General features: G+C 56.1%; 12 protein-coding genes and 1 pseudogene. 5 read left to right on the forward strand and 8 right to left on the reverse strand.

The genetic code is table 11. The annotated features are described in order from the left end of the window. Positions 1-101: 101 nt before the first annotated feature. Entirely contained in the window at positions 102-569 is a 468-nt protein-coding gene (slyB, locus tag ABLU67_RS12810; RefSeq protein ID WP_004851450.1) for an outer membrane lipoprotein SlyB, read from the reverse strand. Between the two features lie 271 nt (positions 570-840). Here slyB and anmK point away from each other — a divergent pair, with 271 nt between their 5' ends. The 5 genes from anmK to pdxY all read left to right on the forward strand — a co-directional run bounded on the left by anmK (position 841) and on the right by pdxY (position 5545). Then, on the forward strand, positions 841-1965 hold the full coding sequence (gene anmK / locus ABLU67_RS12815) for an anhydro-N-acetylmuramic acid kinase (RefSeq protein WP_032748924.1): 1125 nt from the start codon (positions 841-843) through the stop codon (positions 1963-1965). A 92-nt stretch (positions 1966-2057) separates the two neighbouring features. Continuing rightward, positions 2058-2381 carry a C-type lysozyme inhibitor gene (gene mliC / locus ABLU67_RS12820; protein ID WP_077599002.1) on the forward strand — a complete coding sequence of 108 codons (324 nt, stop codon included), beginning with the start codon at positions 2058-2060 and terminating at the stop codon, positions 2379-2381. A gap of 57 nt (positions 2382-2438) precedes the next feature. After that, complete coding sequence (gene pdxH, locus ABLU67_RS12825) at positions 2439-3095, forward strand: pyridoxamine 5'-phosphate oxidase (protein WP_004851446.1); 657 nt, start codon at positions 2439-2441, stop codon at positions 3093-3095. Positions 3096-3348: 253 nt separating this feature from the next. After that, positions 3349-4623: a tyrosine--tRNA ligase gene (gene tyrS, locus ABLU67_RS12830; RefSeq protein ID WP_004851444.1), complete on the forward strand. Its 1275-nt coding sequence runs from the start codon at positions 3349-3351 to the stop codon at positions 4621-4623. Between the two features lie 61 nt (positions 4624-4684). Then, complete coding sequence (gene pdxY, locus ABLU67_RS12835; RefSeq protein WP_009654806.1) at positions 4685-5545, forward strand: pyridoxal kinase PdxY; 861 nt, start codon at positions 4685-4687, stop codon at positions 5543-5545. A gap of 47 nt (positions 5546-5592) precedes the next feature. Here the strand turns inward: pdxY and gstA are convergent, their stop codons facing one another. The 7 genes and pseudogenes from gstA to ABLU67_RS12870 form a co-directional block, all read right to left on the reverse strand. After that, the gene (gene gstA / locus ABLU67_RS12840; RefSeq protein ID WP_004851441.1) at positions 5593-6198 is read right to left on the reverse strand and encodes a glutathione transferase GstA; all 606 of its coding nucleotides are present in this window, start codon (positions 6196-6198) and stop codon (positions 5593-5595) included. Positions 6199-6306: 108 nt separating this feature from the next. Then, positions 6307-7812: a dipeptide/tripeptide permease DtpA gene (gene dtpA / locus ABLU67_RS12845; RefSeq protein ID WP_014229591.1), complete on the reverse strand. Its 1506-nt coding sequence runs from the start codon at positions 7810-7812 to the stop codon at positions 6307-6309. A gap of 597 nt (positions 7813-8409) precedes the next feature. Beyond that, positions 8410-9045 (reverse strand): endonuclease III, encoded by a 636-nt coding sequence (gene nth, locus ABLU67_RS12850; protein ID WP_004851438.1) that lies wholly within the window; start codon positions 9043-9045, stop codon positions 8410-8412. Beyond that, positions 9038-9745 carry an electron transport complex subunit E gene (locus ABLU67_RS12855; protein WP_004851436.1) on the reverse strand — a complete coding sequence of 236 codons (708 nt, stop codon included), beginning with the start codon at positions 9743-9745 and terminating at the stop codon, positions 9038-9040. Before ABLU67_RS12855 ends, nth begins: the two co-directional genes overlap by 8 nt. Positions 9746-9748: 3 nt before the next feature. Then, the gene (gene rsxG, locus ABLU67_RS12860; protein WP_254540018.1) at positions 9749-10369 is read right to left on the reverse strand and encodes an electron transport complex subunit RsxG; all 621 of its coding nucleotides are present in this window, start codon (positions 10367-10369) and stop codon (positions 9749-9751) included. Positions 10370-10379: 10 nt separating this feature from the next. Next, positions 10380-11432, reverse strand: a complete 1053-nt coding sequence (gene rsxD / locus ABLU67_RS12865) for an electron transport complex subunit RsxD (RefSeq protein ID WP_254540020.1) — start codon at positions 11430-11432, stop codon at positions 10380-10382. Next, positions 11433-11805 (reverse strand): annotated as a pseudogene (locus ABLU67_RS12870) (electron transport complex subunit RsxC); the annotation flags it as partial.

An 11805-nucleotide genomic window follows, 5' to 3' on the forward strand; every position in this document is an offset into this window, starting at 1 on the left:
TGAAAGAAAAATATAAATATATATGAATTATTTATTTACGCTGGGAAAATAATACGTATTTTATATCAATAAGCGGCCCGTCCGGGCCGCAGAGAGAAGATTTAGCGCGGGGAGACCGTCACCTGGCTGCCGCTGCCGGCAATGGCTACGCGCTGGCCGACGGAGAACGGCGTGCTGCCTTGCTTCTGCACGACCATGATGGTGTTACCGTCATCTTTGCGGATTTCCAGCTCAACGCCCTGAGTTTTGTTCATCGCGCCCTGTACGCCCTGACCGGCTACGCCGCCGGCGACAGCGCCTGCCGCCGTTGCCAGGGAGCGACCCGTGCCGCCGCCAATGGTGTTACCGAGGAAGCCGCCGAGCACCGCGCCGCCGATAGCGCCGATGGCGTTGCTGTCATCTCCGCCCTGAATCTGCACCGCACGGGTATGCACAATGGTGCCGTAGGTCACGCTCTGGACCTGTTTGGCTTCAGATGCGGAGTAAACATCGCCGGACAGGCCGCTGCTGCTGACGCAGCCTGCAAGCGTAAAACCAATCATCGAGACAGCCAAAACACGTAAAATCATTTATGAATCTCCTGTTCACCAAGAAGCGTTCTGTTGAACTTCCTTGTAGCCAATTATATGGCATTTAAGCGTCTGCTGGCATAGCAGATGCAACGACTATACAAAAAATAATAATCAGAGTCGTCTCAACCTAAACTAAACACAAGTTCTTTACCCTAAGAACCGGCAGCGCTGCTTGTATTGTTAAAAAGTATTATAGCAGCGTAGCTTTGCCCCCTCGTTTATGATGGAGTGTGGGGATATACGAGAGTCATGGAATGAAGGAAAGCGTATGAAATCAGGCCGCTTTATCGGCGTTATGTCCGGCACCAGCCTTGATGGTGTTGATGTTGTTCTCGCAGCAATTAATGAAAATCTGGTTGCCCAGCAGGCCAGCCTGACCTATCCCATCCCCATCGCGATTAAAGAAGATATCCTGGCCATCTGCCAGGGGCAGCCGCTGACTCTTTCGCAGCTGGGGCGTCTCGATACGCGCCTGGGACGCCTATTTGCCGATGCGGTTCTGGCATTGATGGCTCAGGAAAAGCTTAAGGCGGCGGACATCATCGCTATCGGCTGCCACGGCCAAACGGTCTGGCATGAGCCAGCAGGCGATGCGCCGCATACTCTGCAGATTGGCGACAATAACCAGATTGCCGCGCATACCGGCGTGACGGTGGTCGGGGACTTTCGCCGTCGCGATATGGCGCTCGGCGGGCAGGGCGCGCCGCTGGTCCCGGCGTTCCACCACGCGCTGCTGGCGCACCCGGTTGAGCGTCGAATGGTTCTCAATATTGGCGGGATCGCCAACCTCTCTTTGCTGGCGCCAGGTCTGCCGGTGCGCGGCTACGACACCGGCCCGGGCAACATGCTGATGGATGCGTGGGTCTGGCGTCAGTGCGGTAAACCCTTCGATAAAGACGCACAGTGGGCCAGCGAGGGTAAAATTGTGCTGCCGTTGCTGCAGGATATGCTAAGCGATCCGTGGTTTGCGCTGCCGGCGCCAAAGAGCACCGGTCGTGAATACTTTAACTACGGTTGGCTGTCGCAGCATCTGGCGCGTTATCCGGGGCTTCGCGCCCAGGACGTTCAGGCGACCCTTGCGGAGCTGACCGCCGTCAGCATCAGTGAACAGGTGCTGCTCAGCGGGGGATGTGAACGTCTGTTGGTATGCGGCGGCGGGGCGCGCAATCCGCTTCTGATGGCCCGTCTGGCGGCGCTGCTGCCGGGAACCGAGGTATCGACGACCGATGAGGCGGGGATCAGCGGTGATGATATGGAGGCGCTGGCTTTCGCATGGCTGGCGTGGCGGACGCTTGCCGGACTACCCGGCAATCTCCCTTCCGTGACCGGCGCGTCGCAAGCTTCCGTGCTTGGTGCGATTTTTCCGGCCAATCCGCCGCAAAATCAGAGTTAACTGAAATCACCCGCGCCGGTTTCTTCGTAAACTGGACAGCGTTGAGGGAGGGCGTTATGCCTTCCCGGACCGGGAAAGTCGAAGGCAAATTGATGAAAAAAATTCTTATTCTTGCTGTACCTTTTATGCTGGCGGGCTGTAGCTATTACAACCAGTTTGTCGAGCGGATGAATACGGACACCCTCGAGTATCAGTGTGACCAGAAACCGTTGACCGTCCATCTCAATCATACTCGCCAGCAGGTCAGCTTTATTTACGATAATCAGCGGCTCAATTTACAGCAGGGGCTCTCCGCTTCTGGCGCGCGCTATACCGATGGCGTTTACGTCTTCTGGTCGAAGGGCGATAGCGCCACCGTCTATAAACGGGACCGTATCGTGCTGGAAAACTGTCAGCTGCAAACCGCCAAACGTTGAGATTTCAGCCATGGGGGCGCACAATAACGCTACCCTTTGATTATTTTCTCAATTGCCATGTCTGATAACGACGAATTGCAGCAAATCGCGCACCTGCGCCGTGAGTATACCCGTGGTGGCCTGCGCCGCCACGATCTTCCCGCCGAACCTCTGGCACTCTTTGAGCGCTGGCTGCGTCAGGCCTGTGACGCAAAGCTCGCTGACCCAACGGCGATGGTTGTCGCGACCGTCGATGAAAACTCGCAGCCTTACCAGCGCATCGTGTTGCTCAAGCACTACGATGAGAAAGGCCTGGTGTTCTATACCAACCTCGGCAGCCGCAAAGCCCATCAGATTGAAAAAAATCCCCGCATCAGCCTGCTTTTCCCATGGCATATGCTGGAACGTCAGGTGATGGTTATCGGTAAAGCGGAACGCCTTTCAACGCTGGAAGTGGTGAAATATTTCCATAGCCGTCCGCGCGATAGTCAGATTGGCGCATGGGTGTCGCAGCAGTCCAGCCGTATCTCGGCGCGCGGCATCCTTGAGAGTAAGTTCCTCGAGCTTAAGCAAAAATTCCAGCAGGGCGAAGTGCCGCTGCCGAGCTTCTGGGGCGGATTCCGCGTCAGTATCGAACAGATGGAGTTCTGGCAGGGCGGCGAGCATCGTCTGCACGATCGTTTTCTCTACCAGCGGCAAAACGGCGGCTGGCAAATCGACCGACTGGCGCCATAAAGGACGCAAAAATGTTGTGTTAAGCGCTGGTGCATCGTGGCCCGGCGCTTTATTCTATACGCTTCATTTTTCAAGCTGCATCTTTGTTAGCTGCGCCTGCCTGGCTCTGTCGCTTACCTGAGTAAGTTCCCTGGGCTTTCACATGCTTGCCGCGGCGACGCAGCTTGAATAATTTTGCGTAGATATTTTTTTCGCGTCTGGCGAAAAGTCGTGTACCGGCAGAGGTGCAGTCGTTTTATAGATGGAGAATTTGATGGCAAGCAGTAACTTGATTAAACAATTGCAGGAGCGGGGGCTGATAGCCCAGGTGACGGACGAAGAAGCGTTAGCAGAGCGACTGGCGCAAGGCCCGATCGCGCTCTATTGCGGCTTCGATCCCACCGCTGACAGCTTGCATTTGGGGCATCTTGTTCCATTGTTATGCCTGAAACGCTTCCAGATGGCCGGCCATAAACCGGTTGCCCTGGTGGGCGGCGCGACCGGTCTGATTGGCGACCCGAGCTTTAAAGCCGCGGAGCGTAAACTGAACACTGAAGATACCGTGCAGGAGTGGGTAGATAAAATCCGCAAACAGGTCGCGCCTTTCCTCGACTTTGATTGCGGTGAAAATTCTGCCATTGCCGCCAACAACTACGACTGGTTTGGCAGCATGAACGTGCTGACTTTCCTGCGTGATATCGGCAAGCACTTCTCGGTAAACCAGATGATCAACAAAGAAGCGGTGAAGCAGCGTCTGAACCGTGACGACCAGGGCATCTCTTTTACCGAGTTCTCCTACAACCTGCTGCAGGGGTACGACTTTGCCTGCCTGAACAAACTGCACGGCGTGGCGCTGCAAATCGGCGGTTCTGACCAGTGGGGCAACATTACCTCCGGTATCGACCTGACCCGTCGTCTGCACCAGAACCAGGTCTTTGGCCTCACAGTTCCGCTGATCACCAAGGCGGACGGCACGAAATTCGGTAAAACCGAAGGCGGCGCAGTGTGGCTGGATCCGAAGAAAACCAGTCCGTACAAGTTCTACCAGTTCTGGATCAACACCGCGGATGCCGACGTTTATCGCTTCCTGAAGTTCTTCACTTTTATGGACATGGCTGAAATCAATGCCCTGGAAGAAGAAGACAAAAACAGCGGTAAAGCACCGCGCGCCCAGTATGTGCTGGCCGAACAGGTGACCCGCCTGGTGCACGGTGAAGAAGGTCTGGTGGCGGCAAAACGCATTACCGAGAGCCTGTTCAACGGTAACCTGAGCGATTTGAGCGAAGCCGATTTCGAACAGCTGGCGCAGGATGGCGTGCCGATGATCGAAATGGATAAAGGCGCCGATCTGATGCAGGCGCTGGTGGATTCTGAACTGCAGCCGTCCCGCGGTCAGGCGCGTAAAACCATCGCATCCAATGCGGTGACCATCAACGGCGAAAAACAGTCCGACCCGGAATACGTATTTGTTGATGCCGACCGTCTCTTTGGTCGCTACACCTTACTGCGTCGCGGTAAGAAAAATTACTGTCTGGTCTGCTGGAAGTAATTGCGTAAAGGCAGGGGCGTGGGAAACCGCGCCCCTTATTTTTTGCTCTCAGGTAATCAAGATGAAGAATATCCTCGCCATCCAGTCCCACGTTGTGTTTGGCCATGCGGGCAACAGCGCCGCTGAATTTCCGATGCGCCGCCTTGGCGCCAACGTCTGGCCGCTTAATACCGTACAATTCTCCAACCATACCCAATACGGAAAGTGGACCGGCTGCGTGATGCCGCCAGCGCATCTGACGGAAATTGTTCAGGGGATTGCCGATATTAACCAGCTGCAGCGCTGTGACGCGGTATTAAGCGGATACCTGGGATCGGCGGAACAGGGCGAACATATTCTTGGCATCGTGCGTCAGGTGAAAAGCGCCAATCCGGCCGCGAAATATTTCTGCGATCCGGTCATGGGGCACCCTGAAAAGGGCTGTATCGTAGCGCCCGGCGTCGCGGAGTTTCATGTACGCTATGCGCTGCCGGCGAGCGATATTATTGCGCCAAACCTGGTTGAGCTGGAGATCCTCTGCGGGCATCCGGTGGCGAACGTTAACGAAGCGGTGCTGGCCGCGCGCGAGCTGATTGCACAGGGGCCGGAAGTGGTGCTGGTGAAGCATCTTTCGCGGGCCGGGCTGAGTATGGATCGTTTTGAAATGCTGCTGGTCACCGCGCAGGAAGCCTGGCATATCAGCCGTCCGCTGGTGGATTTTGGCATGCGCCAGCCGGTGGGCGTCGGCGATGTCACCAGCGGGCTGCTGCTGGTTAAGCTGCTGCAGGGCGCGGGACTGCGCGATGCGCTGGAGCACGTGACCGCCGCGGTGTATGAAATCATGCTGGCGACAAAAAATATGCAGGAGTATGAGCTACAGGTTGTGGCGGCTCAGGATCGCATCGCGCAGCCGGAGCACTACTTCAGCGCCACGCAGCTTTAAGAGGCGTGAGAACAACTTGCCCGACCTGCGTCGGGCAAGCATCGGCTTCACTTCAGCCCTTCAGCCTCGAGGGCGGCGGCTACCGCAGGCCGCGCGGCAACGCGCTTCATCCAGGCTGCAATATTGCTATAGCCTTCCATATCCAGCTTCACGGCGTACGCCCAGCGCAGCACGGTAAACAGGTAGCCATCGGCGATAGTGAAACGGTGCCCGTTAATCCACTCTTTATCTTCCAGGCATTCGTTCACGTACTGCATTTTTTTGTCCAGCAGCGCGCGAGCGACAGGTTTGTAATCCTCCGGCGTATCCGGGCGAAACAGCGGGGTAAAACCTTTATGCAGCTCCGTCGCCACGTAGTTTAGCCACTCCAGCGTCTGATAGCGGGCAATGCTTCCCACCGGCGCCAGCAGCTGGCGGTCCGGCACGCGATCGGCGATATATTGCATAATGGCCACGCCTTCCGTCAGCAGCACATCATCGTCCAGCAGCAGCGCCGGTACCTGACCCTTCGGGTTGATCTGCAGATAATCATCCCCGTTTTCGAGACGTTTTTTCATCACGTCAACGCCCTGCAGGGTGAAGTCCAGCCCGCTTTCGCGTAGCGCGATATGCGAAGCAAGAGAACAAGCGCCGGATTTGTAGAACAGTTTCATCGGTAACTCCTCGTGGCTGCGGTTTCCTGTATGTTAGTCCGCCCAGGGGTAAAAAAAAACCGCTAACAGCGCGTTAGCGGTTTAAATTTATGGGTTTTCCCGGGGAGCTTAAGCCGTAGCGGTATCGCTGGCTTTTGCCGTTTTATCGTCGTCCTGGGTCATACGGTTCAGCTTCGGCGCCGTCATGAGCATCAGGATGGCGATAATGCCGGTGGCGACACCGATATGCAGGAACACGCGACCGTAAACTTCCAGCGACATCAGCGGGTCAGTCACGTTATCCGGCACCGCCATCATGTTCGCCACGTAGCCGCCGATCAGGTTGGCGCCAGCGGTAGTCAGGAACCAGCTACCCATAATGAAGCCCATCAGGCGCTGCGGAACCAGCTGTGCCACCATCGCCAGACCCAGACCGGAAATCATCAGTTCACCGATACTCTGCAGGCCGTAGCTGATCACCAGCCAGCTGACGTTTACGATGCCCGCATCGCTGGCGAACTTAGCGCCCAGCGGCAGGACAAGGAAGGCGCCGGAGCACAGGACCATACCAATAGCAAACTTCATCGGCATCGGCAGGGTATCGCCCATCTTGTTATAAATGGCGGCCAGAATCGGGCTACCGATAATGATCCAGAAAGGGTTCAGCGCCTGGTACTGCTCAGGCTCGAAAGCGATGCCCAGCAGAGAGTGTTCAACGTTGCGAATCGCAAAGAAGTTGAGGGAGGTTGGCATCTGGCTGTACAGAACGAAGAAGATAATCGCCTGCAGCATCAGGATGAAAGCGACGATCATTTTGCGACGGGCCGCGCCCTGCATCGCGAAGGCTTCTTTAGCGAAAATAACGATGATGCCCAGCGCAACCACGCCCAGCGCCATACGTGCAATACCCTGGTTGTGCAGCAGCCAGGTTGCAATCGCGATGAGAACCACCACGCCAACGATAGTCGCCAGCAGCTTACCTACCTGCAGCGGGGCGAAGTCAGGCTTCGAGCCGTACTGTTTAACCCAGCGCTGGCAGAAAGCGAAATTGACGATGGTGATCACCAGACCGACAAAGCTCAGGGCGAAAGCGACGCTCCAGCCAAACTTCGCCGCCAGCCACGGCGTGGCCAGCATAGAGAAGAAGGAACCGATGTTGACGGACATATAGTACATGGTAAATGCACCGTCCAGACGCGGGTCGTTCTTTTCATAGCAGGTTGAGAGCAGGGAAGAGGGGTTAGCCTTAAACAGGCCGTTACCGACGGCAATCGTCGCCATACCCATATACACGATGCTCGCATCGTGCCCGGACCACGCTACCAGGCCGTAGCCGATAGCCAGAACGATTGCGCCGAGCATGATGACGCGCTTAGTGCCAAGCACCTTGTCGCCCAGCCAGCCGCCAATCGCCACCAGACCGTAGACCAGCGCGCTAAAGGAGGAGAACAGAGTAATAGAGTCCGCTTCTGACATACCCAGCTGTTTAACCAGGTAAACGGCCATGATCCCTTGCAGGCCGTAGAAACCAAAACGTTCCCACAGCTCAATAGAGAAGATGAGATAGAACGAACGTGGTTGTTTGAAAGCGTTTAAACTTACGCTTTCTGTTGGTTTATTGTTTGCAGTCGACACAAATACCTCTTTTTTTACATCCCATATTAACGGGGGGTGTTCGGGGCGCAATCTTCTCAGACCGCCGCCTTTATAGTTATTCTGGAGGGAAAACGGCAGGTAATGTTCACTATCCTGCCCCTTCAGGCAATAGCTTTGCAATAATCTGTTACACATATTCCATGTGGCATAATACACCGTCTACTCAAATGTTATTCAGAGTTAAATTTCAAGGTTTAGCCAAAGGGAGAGTTTTTATCTGTTGGGATCCGAAGTTTTTCGCATAATGGCGATATGTTCGGCTGTATGCGCTTGCATCCAGTGATATAGCCCATAATCCTAAAAATTGATGGGTTATTGTGTTGGTATTTAACTTAAGGGTATTTGAATCAGCAGGTTTGCACGCAAAAGCGTTAACATTAAATCAACAATAAATTGACCAGGTGATCTCGATCACAAATGCATAGAAATTTTGCCTCTAAAAAAAATGAATAAGCTGGCCGATGATTATATAACCGCATAATCACCCGCAACAGCGCGAAAATGATGGCGTGAATGTCGATGAAGGCGGGGGAAAAGCAGCGTCATCACCCTGATGGATAATGACGCGATGCGTGTTCAGAGATCGACCTTCTCTTTGTACTCGCAAAGGTCTTCTATCAGGCAGGAGCCGCAGCGCGGTTTGCGGGCAATACAGGTATAACGACCGTGCAGGATTAACCAGTGATGGCAGTCGACTTTAAATTCCGCTGGAACCACCTTTAACAGCTTTTCTTCGACCTGTTCAACGTTCTTACCGGGCGCAAATTGTGTCCGATTGCAAACGCGGAAGATATGCGTATCGACGGCGATTGTCGGCCAGCCGAAGGCGGTGTTGAGTACCACGTTCGCGGTTTTACGGCCGACGCCGGGAAGCGCCTCAAGGGCCGCCCGATCTTCCGGCACTTCGCCATTGTGCTGCTCAAGCAGGATACGACAGGTCTTGATGACGTTTTCTGCTTTGCTGTTAAACAGGCCAATAGTCTTGATATACGACTTCACGCCCTCAACGCCCAGCGCCAGCATGGCCGCCGGCGTGTTGGCGACCGGGTAGAGTTTTGCCGTCGCTTTGTTGACGCTGACGTCGGTGGCCTGCGCCGAGAGCAGGACGGCGATCAATAATTCAAACGGCGAGTGAAAATTCAGCTCCGTGGTGGGGTGCGGGTTGTTATCCCTGAGCCTGGTGAGGATCTCCAGGCGTTTACTCTTATTCATTCCAGGCTTTTCCCGTCACATCAGACGGCGCAACGACATCGGCTTGTACCGCTTTAGCTTTGCGCTGTTTGCTACGTTCATCGATAAGGTATTTTACCGCCAACATCATGCCGAGGCCAATAAATGCCCCCGGCGGCAGCATCGCCAGCAGAAACGGCGTATCGGTATGAAATACTTCAATGCGCAGAACTTTAGCCCAGCTGCCGAGCAGGCTGTCGGCACCATCAAACAGGGTACCGTTGCCGAGAATTTCCCGCATTGATCCGAGCACAAACATCGCGCAGGTGGCCCCCATGCCGATGGAAAAACCATCCAGCGCCGACAGCGCCGGGCCTTTTTTCGCGGCAAAGGCCTCAGCGCGCCCAACCACGATACAGTTGGTGACAATCAGCGGGATAAAGATCCCCAGAGACTGATAGAGGCCGAACGCGTAGGCGTTGATCAGCATCTGCACGACGCTCACCACCGAAGCGATGATCATGACGTAAATCGGAATACGGATTTCCGCCGGCGTCCAGCGGCGCAGGCTGGAAATGGTCAGGTTCGTCAGGGTGAGCACCAGCGTCGTCGCCAGCCCAAGGCCAAGGGCGTTGGTGGCGGTCGAGGTCACGGCGAGTAGGGGACACATCCCCAGCAGCTGAACCAGCGCGGAGTTGTTTTTCCACAACCCCTGAACAATAACGTCTTTTACTTCGCTCATGATTTAGTCTCCACAGGGAGTGAATGCGGAAATCTGCGCGGGCAGCGTTTGTGCGTACAGGCCGGCGCGCTTGACGGCATTGACCACCGCGCGCGGGGTAATGGTGGCCCCGGTAAACTGGTCGAAGTTGCCGCCGTCTTTTTTCACGGCCCAGTGGCTGTCGTTTTGCCCATGAATCACTTTACCGGCAAAGAGGGTGATCCAGTCGGAAATTCTGAGTTCGATTTTATCGCCCAGCCCCGGCGTCTCATGATGTTCGGTGACGCGGGTACCCAGCACGGTACCTTTAAAATCGGCGGCCACCAGCAGCTGAATGGCCCCGGAATAGCCGTCCGGTGCGGTGGCTTCCATCACCGCAGCCACCGGTTTTTCGCCATCCTGAGCGATCCAAACCTTGTGCTGGCCTTTTCCCAGCGCCGGGGCGGTAACTTGATAACAGCTTTTCAGCAAGTCGTTGTTATAAAGATTAGCCGGCATAACCTGGTCAAATAAGGCTTTTTGCTGCTGGGCAGCCTGGTCTTCAATGGTGCTTTTGGTCAGCTCGTTAATCGCGGCCGTCAGCCCGGTAGACCCCGCCGCAAAGAGGGCCAGCGTGATGCCGTGTTTACGCATGCTTTGTAACATGTTCGGGTCCTCAGCGGTGGCCGTACGCGCGCGGGCGCGTATAGTAATCGATCAAGGGAACGGTAATATTGGCCAGCAGAACGGCAAAGGCCACGCCATCCGGATAGCCGCCAAAGCTGCGAATTAGCCATACCAGTAACCCCGCCAGCGCGCCGAAGATCAGGCGTCCGCGATTGGTGGTGGAGGCGGTTACCGGATCCGTCAGAATAAAGAACGCGCCCAGCATGGTGGCGCCGGACAGCAAATGAATCTGCGGCGAGGCGAGGCTTTCCGGGGAGAACAGCCATCCGAGGGTAGCGCAAACGGCAAGGCTCAGCAGAAAACTGACCGGGATATGCCAGCGAATGGCTTTTTGCCATAACAGGAACAGACCACCCGCCAGATACGCCAGGTTAACCCACTGCCAGCCGAGGCCGGCGAGCGCGCCGCCGTAGACAGGATACTGGAGAATCTCTTCAACCGCGTGACCGGCATGAAGCGAGGTTTTGAAGGTATCAAGCGGCGTGGCCTGGCTGATACCGTCAATGCCCATTCGCAGGCTGTTCATGTCTCCACCGCTCGCCGTATGGCCAGTGAAAATCATCCGCAGCGCGTCGCTAAATCCGGGAACATTAGCGGCTATCTCATGCGGCGGGAGCCACGAAGTCATCTGGACCGGGAAGGAGATGAGCAGTACGACATAGCCGATCATTGCCGGGTTAAAAGGATTATGACCCAGACCACCGTAGAGCTGTTTAGCGATGATCACCGCGAACGCGGTCCCCAGCACCACCATCCACCAGGGAGCAAAAGGCGGAATACTAATGGCCAGCAGCAGGCCGGTCAGCAGCGCGGAGTTATCGGCGAGGATCGCGGGAATATTTTGTTTGCGCAGTTTAAGGATGGCCGCTTCGGCTCCCCACGCCGTGATGGCGGCAAGGATAATTTGCAGCACGGTACCCCAGCCGAAAAACCAGGTCTGAACCGCGATGCCGGGCACGGCGGCGAGCAGCACCAGCAGCATAATCCGCGAAGTCTGGCGCTGATTGTGGGTATAAGGGGAACTTGCGATTCTGAAAACCATTTAATCCTCGTTAACTGCCTGCCGGGATGCTTTCCGGGCCTGAACGCGGGCGATTGCTTCAGCGACTGCCGCTTTGCGGGCGTCATCATTGGCTGCCGACGGGGGAACTGCTTGTTGCTGTTGTTCTGCTTTACGCGCTTTAGCCCGGGCGATGGCGGCCTCGACGGCGGCCTTGCGCGGGTCAACGGCGGCGGGCTGCTCCGCTGGGGCGTCTTCTGCCGGAGCGGCCTGCTGTTGGGCTTTACGCGCTTTGGCGCGGGCGATGGCGGCCTCAACGGCGGCCTTGCGCGGGTCAACGGCGGCGGGCTGCTCTGCTGCGGCGTCTTCTGCCGGAGCGGCCTGCTGTTGGGCTTTACGCGCTTTGGCGCGGGCG

The organism is Klebsiella sp. GN_Kp190 (assembly GCF_040061795.1).
Lineage (GTDB): Bacteria > Pseudomonadota > Gammaproteobacteria > Enterobacterales > Enterobacteriaceae > Klebsiella > Klebsiella michiganensis.

What these genes read in the sequence shown, in the direction of transcription:
- slyB (WP_004851450.1), bottom strand. Translation starts at nt 569, where the DNA reads ATGATTTTACGTGTTTTGGCTGTCTCGATGATTGGTTTTACGCTTGCA.
- anmK (WP_032748924.1), top strand. Translation starts at nt 841, where the DNA reads ATGAAATCAGGCCGCTTTATCGGCGTTATGTCCGGCACCAGCCTTGAT.
- mliC (WP_077599002.1), top strand. Translation starts at nt 2,058, where the DNA reads ATGAAAAAAATTCTTATTCTTGCTGTACCTTTTATGCTGGCGGGCTGT.
- pdxH (WP_004851446.1), top strand. Translation starts at nt 2,439, where the DNA reads ATGTCTGATAACGACGAATTGCAGCAAATCGCGCACCTGCGCCGTGAG.
- tyrS (WP_004851444.1), top strand. Translation starts at nt 3,349, where the DNA reads ATGGCAAGCAGTAACTTGATTAAACAATTGCAGGAGCGGGGGCTGATA.
- pdxY (WP_009654806.1), top strand. Translation starts at nt 4,685, where the DNA reads ATGAAGAATATCCTCGCCATCCAGTCCCACGTTGTGTTTGGCCATGCG.
- gstA (WP_004851441.1), bottom strand. Translation starts at nt 6,198, where the DNA reads ATGAAACTGTTCTACAAATCCGGCGCTTGTTCTCTTGCTTCGCATATC.
- nth (WP_004851438.1), bottom strand. Translation starts at nt 9,045, where the DNA reads ATGAATAAGAGTAAACGCCTGGAGATCCTCACCAGGCTCAGGGATAAC.
- ABLU67_RS12855 (WP_004851436.1), bottom strand. Translation starts at nt 9,745, where the DNA reads ATGAGCGAAGTAAAAGACGTTATTGTTCAGGGGTTGTGGAAAAACAAC.
- rsxG (WP_254540018.1), bottom strand. Translation starts at nt 10,369, where the DNA reads ATGTTACAAAGCATGCGTAAACACGGCATCACGCTGGCCCTCTTTGCG.
- rsxD (WP_254540020.1), bottom strand. Translation starts at nt 11,432, where the DNA reads ATGGTTTTCAGAATCGCAAGTTCCCCTTATACCCACAATCAGCGCCAG.